The sequence below is a fragment of the Amycolatopsis pittospori genome (genome assembly GCF_013870525.1).
Taxonomy (GTDB): domain Bacteria; phylum Actinomycetota; class Actinomycetes; order Mycobacteriales; family Pseudonocardiaceae; genus Amycolatopsis; species Amycolatopsis pittospori.
Genome location: NZ_JACBXD010000046.1, coordinates 24031 through 39159, shown reverse-complemented (window position 1 = coordinate 39159; position 15129 = coordinate 24031). Strand labels below are relative to the sequence as shown.

General features: G+C 68.9%; 17 protein-coding genes. 11 read left to right on the top strand and 6 right to left on the bottom strand.

Translation table 11 applies throughout. The features are described 5' to 3' along the window. The 3 genes from H5J31_RS24345 to H5J31_RS24335 all read left to right on the top strand — a co-directional run bounded on the left by H5J31_RS24345 (position 1) and on the right by H5J31_RS24335 (position 3633). The gene (locus H5J31_RS24345) at positions 1-1812 is read left to right on the top strand and encodes a hypothetical protein (RefSeq protein WP_181774953.1); all 1812 of its coding nucleotides are present in this window, start codon (positions 1-3) and stop codon (positions 1810-1812) included. Between the two features lie 86 nt (positions 1813-1898). Next, positions 1899-2540, top strand: coding sequence for a hypothetical protein (locus H5J31_RS24340; protein WP_181774952.1), 642 nt, complete (start codon positions 1899-1901; stop codon positions 2538-2540). 100 nt (positions 2541-2640) lie between these two features. Further along, positions 2641-3633, top strand: coding sequence for a hypothetical protein (locus tag H5J31_RS24335; protein WP_181774951.1), 993 nt, complete (start codon positions 2641-2643; stop codon positions 3631-3633). Here the strand turns inward: H5J31_RS24335 and H5J31_RS24330 are convergent. Together H5J31_RS24330 and H5J31_RS24325 are read right to left on the bottom strand one after the other, a co-directional pair. Further along, positions 3615-4157, bottom strand: a complete 543-nt coding sequence (locus H5J31_RS24330) for a DUF488 domain-containing protein (RefSeq protein ID WP_328701594.1) — start codon at positions 4155-4157, stop codon at positions 3615-3617. The two genes, H5J31_RS24335 and H5J31_RS24330, sit on opposite strands and share 19 nt — an antisense overlap. 10 nt (positions 4158-4167) lie before the next feature. Next, entirely contained in the window at positions 4168-4506 is a 339-nt protein-coding gene (locus tag H5J31_RS24325) for a YybH family protein (protein WP_181774978.1), read from the bottom strand. 76 nt (positions 4507-4582) lie between these two features. Here H5J31_RS24325 and H5J31_RS24320 point away from each other — a divergent pair, with 76 nt between their 5' ends. Beyond that, complete coding sequence (locus H5J31_RS24320; RefSeq protein ID WP_181774950.1) at positions 4583-5548, top strand: helix-turn-helix transcriptional regulator; 966 nt, start codon at positions 4583-4585, stop codon at positions 5546-5548. Between the two features lie 79 nt (positions 5549-5627). After that, positions 5628-6068: a hypothetical protein gene (locus H5J31_RS24315; RefSeq protein ID WP_181774949.1), complete on the top strand. Its 441-nt coding sequence runs from the start codon at positions 5628-5630 to the stop codon at positions 6066-6068. 4 nt (positions 6069-6072) lie between these two features. Here the strand turns inward: H5J31_RS24315 and H5J31_RS24310 are convergent, their stop codons facing one another. Then, positions 6073-7182 carry an FAD-dependent oxidoreductase gene (locus H5J31_RS24310; RefSeq protein ID WP_181774948.1) on the bottom strand — a complete coding sequence of 370 codons (1110 nt, stop codon included), beginning with the start codon at positions 7180-7182 and terminating at the stop codon, positions 6073-6075. A gap of 68 nt (positions 7183-7250) precedes the next feature. On the opposite strand from H5J31_RS24310, the gene H5J31_RS24305 reads away from it, so the two are divergent. Beyond that, positions 7251-7928, top strand: a complete 678-nt coding sequence (locus H5J31_RS24305) for a TetR/AcrR family transcriptional regulator (protein ID WP_181774947.1) — start codon at positions 7251-7253, stop codon at positions 7926-7928. Here the strand turns inward: H5J31_RS24305 and H5J31_RS24300 are convergent. Next, entirely contained in the window at positions 7925-8197 is a 273-nt protein-coding gene (locus tag H5J31_RS24300; protein ID WP_181774946.1) for a hypothetical protein, read from the bottom strand. The two genes, H5J31_RS24305 and H5J31_RS24300, sit on opposite strands and share 4 nt — an antisense overlap. A gap of 32 nt (positions 8198-8229) precedes the next feature. Next, a complete protein-coding gene (rlmN, locus tag H5J31_RS24295) occupies positions 8230-9336 on the bottom strand; it encodes a 23S rRNA (adenine(2503)-C(2))-methyltransferase RlmN (protein WP_181774945.1) in 1107 nt (368 codons plus the stop codon). 195 nt (positions 9337-9531) lie between these two features. Here rlmN and H5J31_RS40255 point away from each other — a divergent pair, with 195 nt between their 5' ends. From H5J31_RS40255 to H5J31_RS24275, 5 genes are all read left to right on the top strand, one after another. Then, a complete protein-coding gene (locus H5J31_RS40255) occupies positions 9532-9666 on the top strand; it encodes a hypothetical protein (RefSeq protein ID WP_268880553.1) in 135 nt (44 codons plus the stop codon). A gap of 91 nt (positions 9667-9757) precedes the next feature. Next, entirely contained in the window at positions 9758-11920 is a 2163-nt protein-coding gene (locus H5J31_RS24290) for a YcaO-like family protein (protein ID WP_181774944.1), read from the top strand. Then, complete coding sequence (locus tag H5J31_RS24285) at positions 11920-13122, top strand: MDR family MFS transporter (RefSeq protein WP_181774943.1); 1203 nt, start codon at positions 11920-11922, stop codon at positions 13120-13122. The genes H5J31_RS24290 and H5J31_RS24285 overlap by 1 nt, the downstream gene beginning before the upstream one ends. Beyond that, positions 13112-13579, top strand: a complete 468-nt coding sequence (locus H5J31_RS24280; protein WP_181774942.1) for a GNAT family N-acetyltransferase — start codon at positions 13112-13114, stop codon at positions 13577-13579. Before H5J31_RS24285 ends, H5J31_RS24280 begins: the two co-directional genes overlap by 11 nt. An 88-nt stretch (positions 13580-13667) precedes the next feature. Further along, the gene (locus H5J31_RS24275; protein ID WP_181774941.1) at positions 13668-14318 is read left to right on the top strand and encodes a PadR family transcriptional regulator; all 651 of its coding nucleotides are present in this window, start codon (positions 13668-13670) and stop codon (positions 14316-14318) included. Here H5J31_RS24275 and H5J31_RS24270 read toward each other — a convergent pair. After that, entirely contained in the window at positions 14249-15103 is an 855-nt protein-coding gene (locus H5J31_RS24270; protein ID WP_181774940.1) for a class I SAM-dependent methyltransferase, read from the bottom strand. The two genes, H5J31_RS24275 and H5J31_RS24270, sit on opposite strands and share 70 nt — an antisense overlap. Between the last annotated feature and the right edge of the window lie 26 nt (positions 15104-15129).

Genomic DNA, 15129 nt, shown 5'->3' with positions numbered 1-15129 from the left:
GTGAGCGGACGACCTGAAATCACCGACCTGCTGAAGGCGGGCGACGCGGCCCTGGAACTGACCGGTGATCTTTCGATGGCCCGGCGGTGCTTCGGCGAAGCCGCTTCCCGCTCGGATGCCGCACAGGACAGCCAGTCGCTCGGCAGAGCGGCCTTGGGATTGGGAGGTCTCTGGGTTCACGAACATCGTTCCGCGGCCGACGCCGCCCGGGCGAGGGCGTGGCAGCGGCGCGCCTTGGGGACCGTCGACCCGGCGACGTCCCTGGCTTCCAGGCTCCGGCTGAGGTTGACCGCCGAAGCGGAGTACCTGAAAGGGACCTCGACCGAAACCCTGCGCGCCGTCGAAGAGGCGCGCGGGAGCGGCGACGTCCTCATGCTCGCCGAGGCGTTGCATCTTGCCCATCACTGTCTCCTCGGACCGCAACACGCCGCCATACGTCTTTCCCTGGCGGAGGAATTGCTGGCCTTGGGCACCACGGTCGGCCGCCCCGTCGACACCCTGCTGGGCATGTTGTGGCGGACGGTGGATCTGTTCCTCGCCGGCGATCCCCATGCCGGCCGGTCCATGAACGAGTTGCGCGAGCTCGCGCGGCTCATGGAACACTCCGCGGTCCGCTTCGTGGTGGAGGCCATCGAGGTCATGCTGACAGCCCGTTCCGGGCGACTCGCGGAAGCCGAACAGCAGGCGACGAAATGCGAACGTCTGGGGACCGCCGTCGGTGACGCCGACGCCCTGGGGTGGTTCGGCGCGCATCTGACGATGATCCGCTGGTACGAGGGCCGAGGTGGCGAACTGGTCCCCCTGCTGGCGGAAGTGGCCAATTCGCCCACGCTTGCCGAGTCCAACGAAGCGTATTTCGCCGCGCTCGCGGTCAGCGCTGCCGACGCGGGTGATCTGACCGAGGCGTCCGGGGCGCTACGTCGTCTGTGTCACGGCGGCTTGAGCGCGATGCGGTCGTCGAGCACCTGGCTGATCTCCATGCTGGGCGCCGCCGAAGCCGCTCTGCTGTTGGAAGACTCGGCCACCGCGTCCGAGGCTTACGAGTTGTTGCTGCCCTATGCGAGCTATCCGGTGATGGCCAGCCTCGCGGTCGTCTGTTTCGGATCCACCCACTACCCGCTGGGTACCGCCGCGCTCACGACCGGAGAGCTGGACCTCGCGGTCGAACATCTCGAAGCGGCGGTCACGGCCAACGCCGAACTGGGGAACTGGCCGGCGCACCGGCTCGCCAGCAACCGGCTGAAAACCGCGCTGCGACGGAGAAACGGGCCGGAGACGGCGATCGCGCCGGAAGATCCCATCGGCTGTCTGCGATCCGGGAAGGGCTGGAAACTCACGCTCGGCTCTCGTTCCGCCGTGGTCGCCGACAGCGTCGGCATGCGCTATCTGGCCGTTCTTCTTTCCCGGCCCGGTATCGAGGTCGCCGCGGCCGATCTGGCCGGAAGCTCGCTCGGGCCCCGGACCGCGCAACCGGTTCTCGACCAGACCGCGAAACAGGCCTACCGTCGCCGGCTCGACGACCTGCGCACGGAAATCGAGGACTCCGAAGACGCCAACGACGGTGTCAGAGCGGCACGTGCCCGTGAGGAGTACCGGCGACTCGTGACCGAACTCCAGCGGGCCACCGGATTGGCCGGGCGGACCCGGGCGTTCGGCGACACGGACGAGCGTGCCCGCACGGCCACCCGGAAGGCCATCCAGCGCGCCATCACCCGGGTGAGGGCCGCCGATCCCGCGATCGGGCAAGCCCTCGACGACACCATCGTCACAGGTCTCCGCTGCTGCTACTTCCCCCGGCATCCTCAGGGCTGATCCGGCGGGAACACGTGGCACGGCTTGGCACAGGGCGTCACGCCAGAGAAGTGACAACCACGAAAGCCCAGCCACGAGGAGAACCCATGACGCACACCGTCAACGTCGACACGGTCGCCGGTCAGCTCGCCGATTCCTACAAGCAGTGGGTCTTCGGAGCCGAAAAGCGACGTCCGCTGATGCCGCAGCACGCCTTCAAGGAGGGCTCCGACCGCAACTACAACCTCAAGGGCACCGAACCGCGGAAGTTCCTGCAGTGGGAGGAGCAGGACTTCGGCATCAACCTCGGCTGGACCGACGACGCGTCACCGTCGACCGGCGTCCGGGTGTCGCGGTGGTTCGCCGCGCGGCCCGGTGGTGCCACCGCACAAGTCAAGTACGGCGAACCGATCGCGCTCGGCTACGGCAAGAGCCCGTCGTTCATCCGTTACGAGAACCGGACCTTCGGCATCAACCTCGGCTGGTCGAAGACTCCCGTTTTCGAATGGAGACTGCTCGGCGGTGTCACCGGCCGTCCGGTCGAATGCGGCGATCGGCTCGCGATCCACAACGCCAAAGCCGGTTCGGCCGACGTTCCCGGCGTCCTGATCCACTTCGATCGGACCGTGGGCGGTGATATCGGCTGGCCGGACAGCCAGAGCTGGTGGGACCAGGTCAAGGACAAGCTGCCGGGCATCGCCAAGGACGCGCTGACCGCGCTCATCATGGCCAAGCTGCGTGGCGGGTGAACGCCATGACGTTCACCCGCGAGCGAAGAAGGGCGAGAGGGCGATGACGGCGGCGAAGACCGCCGTCCAGCCGACGACACAGCCCTGGGCTCCTTTCTTCTTGTCGGTTCTGGCAGCGGTGTGCTCCGCCGTCATCACCACGACGCTCGGCGCGACCCCCGGCTGGAACCTCGCCGGTGCGGTCCTCGCCGCGGCCATCCCGCCCATGATCAGCGCCAGCGGTCCCCGGCCGGGTATGCGCGTCGGCGTCGCCGTCGCCGTGACGGCGGTTTCCGTACTCGTCACCTACGGCGGATTCACTTCGTTCGCCTACGTGACGGAGCAACAGTCCACCTTCCCCGATCCCGCCGAGTTGTTCGTGGGCGGACCTACCAAGGACCGCCGTGCCGGGATCGCCGTGTCACCGGACATCCTGAAGTGCACGACCTCGGGATGCCCACGAAAGATCTCGATCGTCAGTACCGGCGAGGCCCCGCTGAAGGTGGGAAAGATCTCGTTCGACGGCGACAGCGGCTTCGGCAGGACCGGGGAATGCCAGGGCAAGACACTTCAACCCCAGGAGAAATGCGAGTTCGGGGTGACGTTCAAGACCGAGGATCCCGGCGTGACGAGGAATGGTCGAATGCTCATCGAGAACAACGCGACGGATTCCCCGTCGTCCGTCACTGTCGAAGGAAGGACCTCGAGTCTCCCCGACCTGTCACTGTCCGCCGTTGGTGTTTCGTGCAGCATGCAACCCACCAGGTCGATCGCCGGCACCGGCGCGCTTCGGGTGACCTTCAAGATCCAGCTCACCGGTGCGCTTCCCGGCAGGACCAAACCGACAGTGCGCGTCTCGGCCAGGAGCGACACGGGTTTGTCGGCCGGCTTTCAAGCCGTTCTCGGAGCACCGGGCAAATCCGTCACCAGCAGCGTCTCCTTCCCGCTCAAGACGACGCAGGTGAACCGCACGCACACTTTGATCATCACACTGGACCCCCGAAAGGAGATCGCGGAAAGCGACGAAACCGATAATCAGGCGAAGGTCGCGATCACCGTGTCCGGTGCGGGCGTGGTGGGATCCGTACCGCGCTGTCAATCGGAGCCTGCCTGACCCGGACGAAGGTCCGTGACCGGCAGACCATGCTCGGCACGCACGCGTGCGGCCACCAGTGAACGGTGACACGCCTCCGGATCGCGTTCGACGCAGAAGAGCGCGATCCCGGAGGCCGGAAGGCCGGCCACGAGCGTGCCGAGGTCGAACGGGTCGAGGATTTCCCGGGTGTAGCGCTCGGCGTACTCGGCCGCGAGCTCGACGCGGTTGCGTTTGCCCACGCCTTGTCGGTCGTCCTCGCGGTACTGAAGCCGGCGAAGCTCCGTCGTCGGCGCAAGGTCCTTCAAATGTCTATAGCCGATGTCCGTCGCGGCGAGCGCGCGCTGGAGCCGCGCCGAGTTCGCCCAGGAGTAGTCGGGACCCCGAACGCCGCGACGCTGGCGAAGGTCGAGAAGCAGTCCTACGCCCGCATTGGTGAGCTTCTCGGCGAAAGTTTCGGCCGTGAAGCCGTAGACGCCGATTGTCGTGATTCGCTTCATCGCCGCCTCCCGCAGCCAGGTGGCGGTGGGCCCGGCCGGGCCCACCGCCGTCCCCCTAGGGCACGAGCATCGGCTGGTCCAGCACCCACAGCCACGTTCCGTCCGGCTGGCGGCGGGCGATCTCGACGGTCATCTCACCGCTGGTCAGCGTGGCCACCGTGAGCGCCAGGTCGCCGCTCACCAGAGGCGGATGCTGCCTGCCCGGCAGGAGTTCCGGCGCGGCCGCCACGAACTGCTCGTACACCTTGCGGATCTCCGCGTGCCCGGTCGCGAGGCTCCCCGGCGGGAACGCCAGCACGGCGTCCGGTTCGTACAACGCCACCAGCCCGTCGACATCGCCCGCGTTACCGCGCTCGATGAAGAATCTGCCCAGGTCGTTCGGCTCAGTGGCCACTGTCTCGCTTGTCATGGGGATCAGCCTCCCAACGAATCACGACATCCTCTGTCGTGTATTCCGGTAGGGTTTCCGTATGCGGGCCGACCGGTTGGTATCGCTGGTGCTGTTGCTGCGCCGGCACGGCCGGATGTCCGCGACGGCGCTGGCCAGAGAACTCGAGGTGTCCACCCGCACCGTGCTGCGCGACATCGAGGCGCTGTCCGCGGCCGGTGTCCCGGTCTACGCCGAACGCGGCCGGCTCGGCGGTTTCGCCCTGCTGCCCGGTTTCCAGACCGAGCTCACCGGCTTGAACCACGACGAGGCGCTCGCCCTCCTGGTCGCCGGATCGCGGCGCGGCGGACAGGCGTTCGGTCTCGGTTCGGCGCTCGCCTCCGCCATGCGCAAGGTGGTCGACGCGCTGCCCGAGAGCTATCGGACCACCGCGGCCGGTGCGGCACAGCGCCTCCTCATCGACCCCGGAACCGATCTCCTGGCGCGGCGGCTGGTCCCCGAGGAGGTGCCGGACCTCGTCGTGGCCGAGGTCCGGCGCGCGGTGTTCGCCGGGCACAAGCTGCGCATCCACTACGCGGCCGCGGACCAGACCCCGAAGTGGCGCACGGTGGATCCGATCGGCCTGGTCACCGTGCGGGATCAGGGCTATCTGCTGGCCACGAGGTCCGGCGCGGACCGCACCTACCGGCTGTCCCGGATCCTGGCCGCCGAAGTGCTCGCCGAACCCGCGCAACGACCGGACCGGGTCGACCTGGGCCTGGCCTGGCAGGAACGCAGCACGCGATTCCGGACCGGTGGCGACCAGGTCACCGTGCTGGCGCGGGTGAACCCGGCGCGACGTGAGGAACTGGCGGGTACCGCGTTGGCCATCCTCGCCGAAGAAACCGACGCGGACGGCCGACTGCGACTGGAAGCGTCCTTTCAGGACTCGAGACACGCCGAATGGGCGTTGTGGCAACTCGCCACGAACGCGGAAGTCCTGTCCCCGCAGTGGTTACGTACGTCTCTCCGAAACCGCGCCGCCGCGATCGCCACCTACTACCAGTAGCGGGTCGTTTCACCAGGATTTCATCGGTGTCCTTTACCGTCGGCCTGCTTCGAAACCACCGATCACGCGAGGAATCCGCATGCGACCGAACACTCCGCGGCGCCCGAAGGCCCACGCCGCGGCATCGCCGATCGCGGGCGTCTTCGCCCTGCTCGCCGCCGGGACGAACGTCTGGTTCGCGCTCTACAACGTCGAAGTCGCCAATTCCGCCGAGCGCTGGTACGGCCTTGACTGGGTGAACGTCGTCGGCGGCTTCGCTTCCGCCTTGCTCTTGCTGGTCACAGCGGGGTTCACCTTCGCACGCAAGGTCGGCGGCGCGTTGACGTTGTGCGTTCTCAGCGCCTTCTTCGCCGTGGCGATCTTCGTCTCGCCCTTGATGAGGGGCGCGGATGTCGGCGCTCACCTGGCTTTCGTCTTCGGATTCGAGAAGGCCAATGGCATCGCCATCCTGCTGACCGCCGCCTTCTGCCTGCTGGCGGCGATGACCTCGGCCTTCGCGGCCGGCATGAAGTCCGCCTGAGCCTTCAGCCGGGTTGAAAGAACGCGAGCAGTCTCCGGGCGGCATCCGGCGACATCAGCAATTCCTGCATCTCCGCGGACATCCGGGCGGCGGCGCCGGTCCGTTCGAACATCTCGCGTTCGTATTCCTTGACCGCGGCGGGAAAGTCGTCCGGACGCGCGGCCAGCTCGAGACCGAGCAGGGCGCCGTCGAGCAGCGCCATGTTGGCGCCCTCGCCCACCGGTGGCATGAGATGCGCGGCATCGCCGACCAGCGTGACGTCCGGCGCCGACGGCCAGGTCAGGCCGACCGGGAGACTGGTGATCGACCGCGGCACGACCGTGTCGTCGCAGGCCTCGATCAGCGCGATGAACCGCGGGTCCCAGCCGTCGAGCAGGTCGATCAGCCGTGCCTTGGCGGCGGCCGGGTCGTCGAACGGGATCCCGCTGGCGGCGAACCAGTCCTCGTCGGTGTTGTAGAAGCTGAGGCCGATGCGGACGCGGCCGTCGCCGTTGCGCTGCGCCCCCAACGACAGCCCGGCGCCGAGTACCCAGTAGTTGCCGCGGCCGACCATCGCCGCCAGGTCGGGGTGCGTGCGGTCGATGTCGGGGATACCGACCTCGACGATGTTCTGGCCGATATGCGCCGGGCGGGCGTCGGTGAGCAGCGCGCGGACCCGGGACTGCGCGCCGTCCGCGCCGACCAGCAGGTCGTACTTCACCGTGCTGCCGTCGGCGAAGCACAGCACGCCGTTTTCGGCTGAGGTGAACGCGCGCCCCCAGCGCACCGTGCCTTCGGGGAGGGAATCCACCAGCAGGTCGCGCAGGTCGGCGCGGTCGACCTCGGGTCGGGCGAGCGGTGCGTCGTCGGGCGTGTCCTCCTGGAGCAGCAGCGTGCCGTCCGGTTCGAGAAGACGCATGTCCTGGCCTTCCCCCCGGGCGATCGCGTGGAACTCCTCGATCAGGCCGGCCTCACGCAGCGCCCGCTGACCGGAATGGATGTCGAGCATCCCGCCCTGGCCGCGCGCGTCACGCGACGCTTCCCGTTCGTAGACGACGGCGTCGACGCCGTTCACCCGCAGCACCCGGGCGAGGGCCAGTCCTCCGAGGCCGGCTCCGACGATGGCGATGCTCATCCGAATCCCTCCGATACACTGTACTTATCGATACACTGTATCGCAGAGTGCGTTGTATTGTCACCGGCATGTTGGTGTGGGAGAGGCCGGAACCGCCGAATCGACCGGTGCCGACCCCGTTGAGCCGGGAGGGGATCGTGCGGACGGCGATCCGGCTGGCCGACGCGGACGGCCTGGACGCGGTGTCGCTGCGCAAGGTCGCCGCGGCGCTGGACGTCGGCCCGATGCGGCTGTACGGCTACATCGACACCAAAGAGGAGCTGCTCGACCTCATGGTCGACGCGATCTACGCCGAGGTCCGGGCGGCCGGGGACGATTGGCGGGAAACGCTGCGCTCCCACGCCGAATCCGTCCGGCGGGCCGCTCACCGCCACGAATGGTTCGCCGACCTGATCGGCCGACGGCCCCAACTCGGGCCGAACGCACTGGCCAGCGGGGAAGCCGTGGCGGCCGCGCTGAAGGCCGTCGACCTGGACGCCGTCATGCCGATGGCCGCCGCTGTCAACGCGTACGTGATCGGCGCGGTGCGCCGGGAGATCTCCGAGCTGCGCGCCGAACGCGCCACAGGGATGGACGAGAGGGGCTGGCAGGTCTCACTCGGGCCCTACCTGGAACGGGCCTTCGCCACCGGCAAGTACCCGGCGCTGGAAACCGTGGTGCGCGACGCCGCCCACCTGGACGCCGACGAGACCTTCCGGAGCGGACTCGAATGCCTGCTCGACGGAATCGGGAAACGCGTGGGTTAGCGGCCGAGCCAGGGAGCGAGCAGCTTCTCCAGGTCCGCGTCCGACAAGGCGTACGGCCCGCCGTGGAACTCGTGCCACCGCGAAGCGTCCCGCGCGGCGTTGTACTCCACCTCGAACGCCCGCATCAGCACGTACATGAACGTCACCGAGCTGAACCGCTCACCCAGCAACGTCCGAGCCTCACGGGCGACACCGGTCGCACCGTGACCGGTCCAGTCGGCGAGCTTCAGCTCCTCCGCAGCCGGATCCAGCAGGCTGGGGGCATACATCACGACAGAATCTCCATCACTGAAAGGAAAAATCAGTTCTCTGCGGCCAGCTGACCGCAGGCCGCGGCGATCTCCTGGCCACGCGTGTCCCGCACCGTGCACGCCACACCACCGGCGTTCACCAGCCGCACGAACTCACGCTCGACCGGCTTCGGCGACGCGTCCCACTTCGAACCCGGCGTCGGGTTCAGCGGGATCACGTTCACATGCACCAACTGCCCGAGGTGCTTACGCAACCGCTTCGCCAACAGCTCGGCCCGCCAAGGCTGATCGTTGATGTCGCGGATCAACGCGTACTCGATGGACACCCGACGACCGGAAGTGTCGGCGTAGTACCGGGCGGCGGACAGAACCTCGTCCACCGACCAGCGCTCGTTCACCGGCACCAGCGTGTCGCGAAGCTCGTCATCCGGGGTGTGCAACGAAACCGCGAGCCGAACCTGCATCTTCTCGTCCGCCAGCTTACGGATCGCGGGCGCGAGGCCCACCGTCGACACCGTCACCGAACGCTGGCCGATGCCCAGGCCCTCGGGCGACGGATCCGTGATCCGCCGGACCGCCGCGACGACACGCTTGTAGTTCGCCAGCGGCTCGCCCATCCCCATGAAGACGATGTTCGACAGGCGACCGGGGCCACCGGGCATGGCGCCGTCACGCATCACGGCGGCGGCCGAGCGGACCTGGTCGACGATCTCCGCGGTCGACAGGTTCCGGTCGAGGCCGCCCTGGCCGGTCGCGCAGAACGGGCAGGCCATGCCGCAGCCGGCCTGGCTAGAAATGCACAGGGTCGCGCGGTCCGGGTAGCGCATCAGCACGCTCTCCAGCAGCGTCCCGTCGTGCGCGCGCCACAGGGTCTTGCGGGTCGCGCCGTCGTCGGCGGCGAGGGCCTTGATCTCGGTGAGCAGCGTCGGCATCAGATCGCCGACCAGCTTCTCCCGTGTCGCCGCCGGGATGTCGGTCATCTCCTCCGGGTTCACCGTGAGCCGCGAGAAGTAGTGGTTCGACAGCTGCTTCGCGCGGAACGGCTTCTCACCCAGCTCGGCGACGGCCTCGGCCCGCTCGGCGGCGGTGAGGTCGGCGAGGTGGCGCGGCGGGAGGCCGCGCTTGGGCGCGTCGAAGACGAGAGGGAGGGCAGTCATAGCCCAACCAGTCTCCCATGTCCACCTCCGACGCGCCCGGGGCGCCCCGGGTCGCTGTTCCCCAGGTCACGTGACGTGTGCCCGGTCGGACCATGCGGATCGCATACGAGGAGACGTCGCGAGGTCATGTCCGGTCCGAGACTTGGTCAGGTCGCGCCACGGAGCGTGACGTCCCGAGTGAACTCAGGAGGCAGCATGATCTCGACCTTCGAGCGTCCCAGCGCCGTCGTCGTCCACAACCGCGCCGTGGTCCACAACCGCGCGGTCGTCCACAACCGGGCCGTCGTGCACAACCGCGCCGTGGTCCACAACCGTTCCACCGCCAAGTAACCGGCCGACAAGCCGCCCGCGCCGCCACGGTCCCGCGTCGCCCGGGACCGTGGCGCGCCGAGGCGGGAGTCCTGGAAACGATGGGGTTGCCATGGGGTCCGAAGATGTCAGGTTGCGGCTCGACGGAGTCGAGATCACCGATCTCGAACCGGAGCTCTGCTTTCTCGTCACCCCGAACGGGGGTCAGTTCTCCATCACCGCGCCCACCAGGGAGTTCCGCGCGTGGGCGCGCCGTTGCGACGGTACGCGGACCCGCGCCGAGCTGCTGGCGGGGATGAGCCCGGATTACGCGGAGGTGGTGGAGATCCTCGAAGCCGACGGCTGTCTGGCACAGGACGACGAGGTGGACCAGATCCCCACGACCACGATCCTCCTCACCGGTTCTCCGGCCCTCACCGAGCGCCTGGCGGAAACCCTTGCCGTCAGCGGATTCGCGAGCGTCGAAACCGTCCCGTTCTTCCACGATCTGTCCGAAGTGGACACCGCGAACACGGTCGTGGTCGCCGCCTTCGACCACCCCGCCTACGCCGAACTGACCGCGTTGGACGCGTTGTGCGCCGGGAGCGCGGTGCGCTGGTTGCCGCTGCGCCGGGAACGCGGCCGGTTCATCGCCGGGCCCGCGATCACGCACGGGGGGATCGACTTCGCTGACGTCGTCGCGCGCCGGCGATCCGCCGCGCAGGATCCTCGCGTCGTCGATGCCTTTCTTTCGGCCCCCGCGAGCGGGACATCGGCGAAACCCGGCGACACTCGCTGGGCGCTGGCGAACCTCGCCGTCCACCTCGAACGCTGGCTCTCCGGCGGCCGGACCGCCGTCACCACCGGCGAGATCGAACTCAATCCCGCGGACCTGACCGAGATCCGCCGTCCGATCCTCCCGGTTCCGGATCGCGCCCGGCCCGTCCCCGCCGTGACCGACCCGGAACTGCTGGTCGACGACCAGACCGGGATCGTGACCGGCGTCGGCGAGATCCCGCCGTCGCCGGGGATGCCCGCCCGGCTGAAGGTGTGCGCGGTCGACGTCGCGGACATGCGCCGCGTCACGAACTGGCCCAACGACCGGCAGGCCTTCGGCACGTCGTGGCACGACTTCGACCTCGCCCGGCAATCAGCCATCGGCGAAGCGGTGGAGCGCTACTGCGGAAGCTGGCTCGCTCCGGAACGCGAAGTGCGCTTCGGCAGCTACGCGCAACTGGCGCGCTACGGCGTTCCCGCGGTCGAACCAAGCCGCCTGAACCTCTACTCGGCCGAGCAGTACCGATCACCCGGGTTCCCGTTCGCGCCGCTGACGCCGGACACGGAATGCTCGTGGGTGGAAGGCTTTTCCCACACCACCAAGGAATCCGTCTGGGTTCCGGCGTTCCTGATCTCGAACGAGCGGCAGGCGGGAGAAGCCCACTTCGCCGATCCGCTGATCGCGGGTCTCGCCGGCGGGACCACCGAGGAACACGCCGTCACCTCCGGTCTCGAAGAGGTTCTCGAACGCGACACGACCATGCTGTGGTGGGCGAACACCCCGCGCCTCGCCCGGCTCCCGATCCCGGACGAGATCCGGTCGCTCATCGCGGACACGGTGGACGGCTACGAGGTCACGCTCATCCACCTGGACAACGAATTCGACGTCCCGGTGGTGGCCGCGGCGGTTCTCGACCGTGTGACGCGCTGGCTGTCCATCGGCTTCGCCGCCCGGCCGGACGCCCTCGAAGCCGCGAAGAAGGCGCTCGCCGAAGGGTTCACGCTGCAGCACACCTGCCGCGCCCTCGACAACGAGCACGAACTGTCCGCCCTGCGCCGGGATCTGCCGCATCTCGGGAACCTCAAGCCGTACCGGGCCGACAGGCGCTACCTCGACTCCTACCGCGAAGACTTCACCGACGTCGCGGATCTCCTCTGCCAGCAGCAGATCTACCTCGATCCCCGAGCAGGCAGATGGGTCGCGCCCTGGGTGCGCGACCTGCCGGAGCGCACTTGGGACGACCTGCCCGCGCTCGGCGAACGGCGGCTCAAGGCCTACCAGGACCGCGTCGAGGCCCGGGGGTTCGAGGTGATCAGCGTCGACCTGACCACCTGCGACGTCGCGGCCGCCGGATTCCACGCCGCGCATACGCTGGTACCCGGCCTCGTGTCGAACTTCCCCGCCGGATTGCCCTTGTGGGGCAACGGAAGGATCGCCGAGGCGGCGGTGAGACTCGGCTGGCGGGCCAAAGCGCTCGCCGAACGGGACCTCAACGTCTTCCCGCTCCCCCACGCCTGATGGCCGTCACCGAACTGCTCGGCCTGCCGAGTACCCGCGGCCGGTTCCCGCTGATCGCGGCGCAGAGCGTCGACGCGCTGGGAACCGGACTGTTCCTGCCCTTCGCCGTCGTCTACTTCCATGTCGCCAAAGGACTTCCGCTGACAGTGGTCGGCGCGGCACTGTCGATCGCGGCGTTGATCGCGCTGCCCGCGGGTCCGCTCGCCGGACGGCCGATCGACCGGTTCGGGCCGAGCCGGACGGTGATCGCCGCCAACCTCCTCCGGGCGGTCACCTTCACCGGGTACGTCTTCGCGGACGAGGCGTGGCACCTGGTCGTCCTGGCCGCGGTGACGTTCTGGGGCGAAGGCATGTTCTGGCCGTCGACAGGCGCACTGGTCGCGCAGGTGGCCGACGACGGTCAGCGCGCCCGCTGGTACGCGATGGAACGCGCGCTGCGCAACGTCGGCATCGGGCTCGGCGGACTGCTCGGCGCCTTCCTCGTCGCCTGGGGCGGAACCGGCGGCTACACGGTGATCGTGCTGGTCAACGCGGCGACCTTCGTCGTCGCGGCCGGGCTGGTCGCGTCGTGGCGGGCGCCCGCGGGCACACCTCGCCCCGCCGAGGCCCCACCGGCGGGCGGCTACCGGAAGGTGTTCGCCGACCGGATCTTCCGCGGCGTCCTCGTGACGGTCTTCGTCTTCGCGTTATGCGACCTGGCCTTGACCGTCCTGCTCAGCGCGTACGTCCTCGACGGGCTGGAACTCCCCGCATGGCAGCCCGGAGTCCTGTTCGCGATCAACACCGTCCTGGTCGTGCTCGCGCAGACCGTGGTCGCGAGCCGGGTGGAACGGCGTGGCATGCCGCGCACGCTCCAGGTCGCGGCCGGCGTGTGGGCGCTGTCGTTCCTGCTGTTCGCGTTCGTACCCGCCGGGCAGCCGACGACCGCGTTCCCGCTTCTCACGCTCGCGATGATCGTCTTCACCGGCGCCGAACTGCTCCAGGCGCCGACCAGCAGCGCGCTGACCGTCGCGATCGCCCCGGCCCCTTTGAGAGGCCGCTACCTGGGCCTCGAAGAACTCGTGTGGAGCGCGGCCCGCGTGCTCGCCCCGGCGACGTTCACCTGGCTGCTGTCGCACGGCTCGGGACTGCCGTGGCTGGTGCTGATCGGTTGTTGTGGCGTGGCGATCGTGGTGCTGGGCAAACTGAACCGTGCACTCTGAGCTCGCCGACGTCTATCGCCGCGTCTACCGGGAACCGCCGTACCTCGAAGGCGAGGTCGAGGTCGCCCGGTTCGGGGTCCTGTTCGCCGAACACTCGGCGCTCCCCGGGTTCGCCATGAAGACCGTCTCCGCCGATGGCGCACTGGTCGGCTTCGCGTACGGAGTCGGCCGGGAAGCCGGGTGGTGGCCGGCCCACGCGACGACCTCCGCGCCGGATCAGCTGGACGGCGAACCGCTGTTCTACGTGTACGAACTGGCCCTCGTTCCCGAACTGCGCGGCCGCGGACAGGGCCGCGCTCTGCTCGCTGACCTGCTGAAAGACCGTCCCGAGCGCTTCGCCGTACTGGCGTCCCGCGTCACGTCGCCCGCCCGGCGGCTGTACGACCGCTGGGGCTGGCGGAAGGTCGGCGAGTTCGGGTCCCGCGGCGTCGACCTGCTCGCGCTCGACCTGCGCTGAGACCCACGTCACCGAAGCGAGGTTGCCGTACGACCGTTTCCGATATATCGTGAACGTGTCGAAACATTACGTAGAGAGGATTCACATCATGCGACGACGACCTTTCCCTCCAGAACACGGCCGACCCGCCTTCGGGCCCTGGGCTCGCGGCGGCTTCGGCGAATTCCCCCCACCGCCTCCCGGCTGGGGCCCCGGCGGACCGGGCGGCCCCGGCCACCGTCACCGCGGCGGCCGTCGCGGCGGACCCGGCGGACGACGCGGCAAACGCGGTGACGTCCGCGCCGCGATCCTCGCGCTGCTTTCCGAGCAGCCGAGGCACGGTTACGAGATCATCCGCGAGATCGGCGAACGCAGCGGCGGCTTCTGGAAGCCGAGCCCGGGCTCGGTCTACCCGACGCTGCAGATGCTGGCCGACGAAGGCCTGGTGATCAGCAAGGACGAGAGCGGCAAGAAGCTGTTCGAGCTCACCGAGTCCGGTCGCGCCGCGGCCGAACAGCAGGAAGCGGTCCCGCCGTGGGAGCAGATCGCCCACGACGTCGACCCGGTCGAGGTGAACCTGCGCAAGGCGGGTGCCACCCTGGCCGCCGCGGTCGCGCAGGTCATGCACGCCGGCAGCGAGTCACAACAGGCTCGCACCGTCGACGTCCTCAACGAGGCACGCCGGACGATCTACGGCATCCTCGGCGAGGCCGACGACGAGACCCCTCCGGACGAGGCATCCGCCGAGGACACGGAGTGATCTGGCACGACGAGGCCGGTGGGCTTGGTGCGCGTATGCACGCGATAGCCCACCGGCAGCGTCACCCGCTTCTCCCCGGCGCTTGACGAAACCTCGTTGAGACGCCGGACCTCCGCGATCGCCTTCGCCGCGACCGGAGCGCTGAACTCGATCTTCAGCACCGCCTCCATCGCGGCGGCGTCCTCGAACAGCCAGCGCGTCATCACCTTGCGGCAGCCGAATCCCCGACGGGCGAAGAACTTCTCGACGCCGGGCGGGTCGTAGTGCGGCAGATCCCGACGCATCCACCGGCCGTACGGCTCACTCGCGACATCCAGGTCGACGATCATCATCGTCCCGCCGGGCCGCAGCACCCGCTCCGCCTCGCGTAAGCCGGGTTCGCAGCCGGGACCGAAGAAGTACGCGGTCCGCGCGTGGACGACGTCGAAGGACGAGTCCGGCACCGGAAGCCGTTGCGCCCGGCCTTGCCGCACCTCGATGTTCGGCGTTTCCCCGACTCGTCGTCGCGCGTCACGGACCAGTGGTTCATGGGGCTCGACCCCGACCACCGACCGGGCCGTCGAGGCGAAGCGCGGCAAGTGGAATCCGTCACCACAGCCGATGTCGAGCACGTCCGCACCGGACCAGTCGCGACACTCGCCGAGTACCCGCCAGATCTCGTCGTCGACGTCCTGCGCGCGGTTCTCGACCTCGTACGCCTTTTGGTAGTACCAGATATTCGGGCTCGGCAGCACTTCCTCGCCGGCGTCGCGGAAGGAGGAGGCAGATCGGGTAAACCAGCGCACGGGAACTCCAACGACGGGACGCCGAG

Excerpts from the sequence above, each read along its gene's own strand:
- rlmN (WP_181774945.1), bottom strand. The coding sequence starts at position 9,336 with ATGACTGCCCTCCCTCTCGTCTTCGACGCGCCCAAGCGCGGCCTCCCG.
- H5J31_RS24340 (WP_181774952.1), top strand. The coding sequence starts at position 1,899 with ATGACGCACACCGTCAACGTCGACACGGTCGCCGGTCAGCTCGCCGAT.
- H5J31_RS40255 (WP_268880553.1), top strand. The coding sequence starts at position 9,532 with ATGATCTCGACCTTCGAGCGTCCCAGCGCCGTCGTCGTCCACAACCGC.
- H5J31_RS24285 (WP_181774943.1), top strand. The coding sequence starts at position 11,920 with ATGGCCGTCACCGAACTGCTCGGCCTGCCGAGTACCCGCGGCCGGTTC.
- H5J31_RS24320 (WP_181774950.1), top strand. The coding sequence starts at position 4,583 with ATGCGGGCCGACCGGTTGGTATCGCTGGTGCTGTTGCTGCGCCGGCAC.
- H5J31_RS24300 (WP_181774946.1), bottom strand. The coding sequence starts at position 8,197 with ATGTATGCCCCCAGCCTGCTGGATCCGGCTGCGGAGGAGCTGAAGCTC.
- H5J31_RS24310 (WP_181774948.1), bottom strand. The coding sequence starts at position 7,182 with ATGAGCATCGCCATCGTCGGAGCCGGCCTCGGAGGACTGGCCCTCGCC.
- H5J31_RS24315 (WP_181774949.1), top strand. The coding sequence starts at position 5,628 with ATGCGACCGAACACTCCGCGGCGCCCGAAGGCCCACGCCGCGGCATCG.
- H5J31_RS24275 (WP_181774941.1), top strand. The coding sequence starts at position 13,668 with ATGCGACGACGACCTTTCCCTCCAGAACACGGCCGACCCGCCTTCGGG.
- H5J31_RS24305 (WP_181774947.1), top strand. The coding sequence starts at position 7,251 with ATGTTGGTGTGGGAGAGGCCGGAACCGCCGAATCGACCGGTGCCGACC.
- H5J31_RS24290 (WP_181774944.1), top strand. The coding sequence starts at position 9,758 with ATGGGGTCCGAAGATGTCAGGTTGCGGCTCGACGGAGTCGAGATCACC.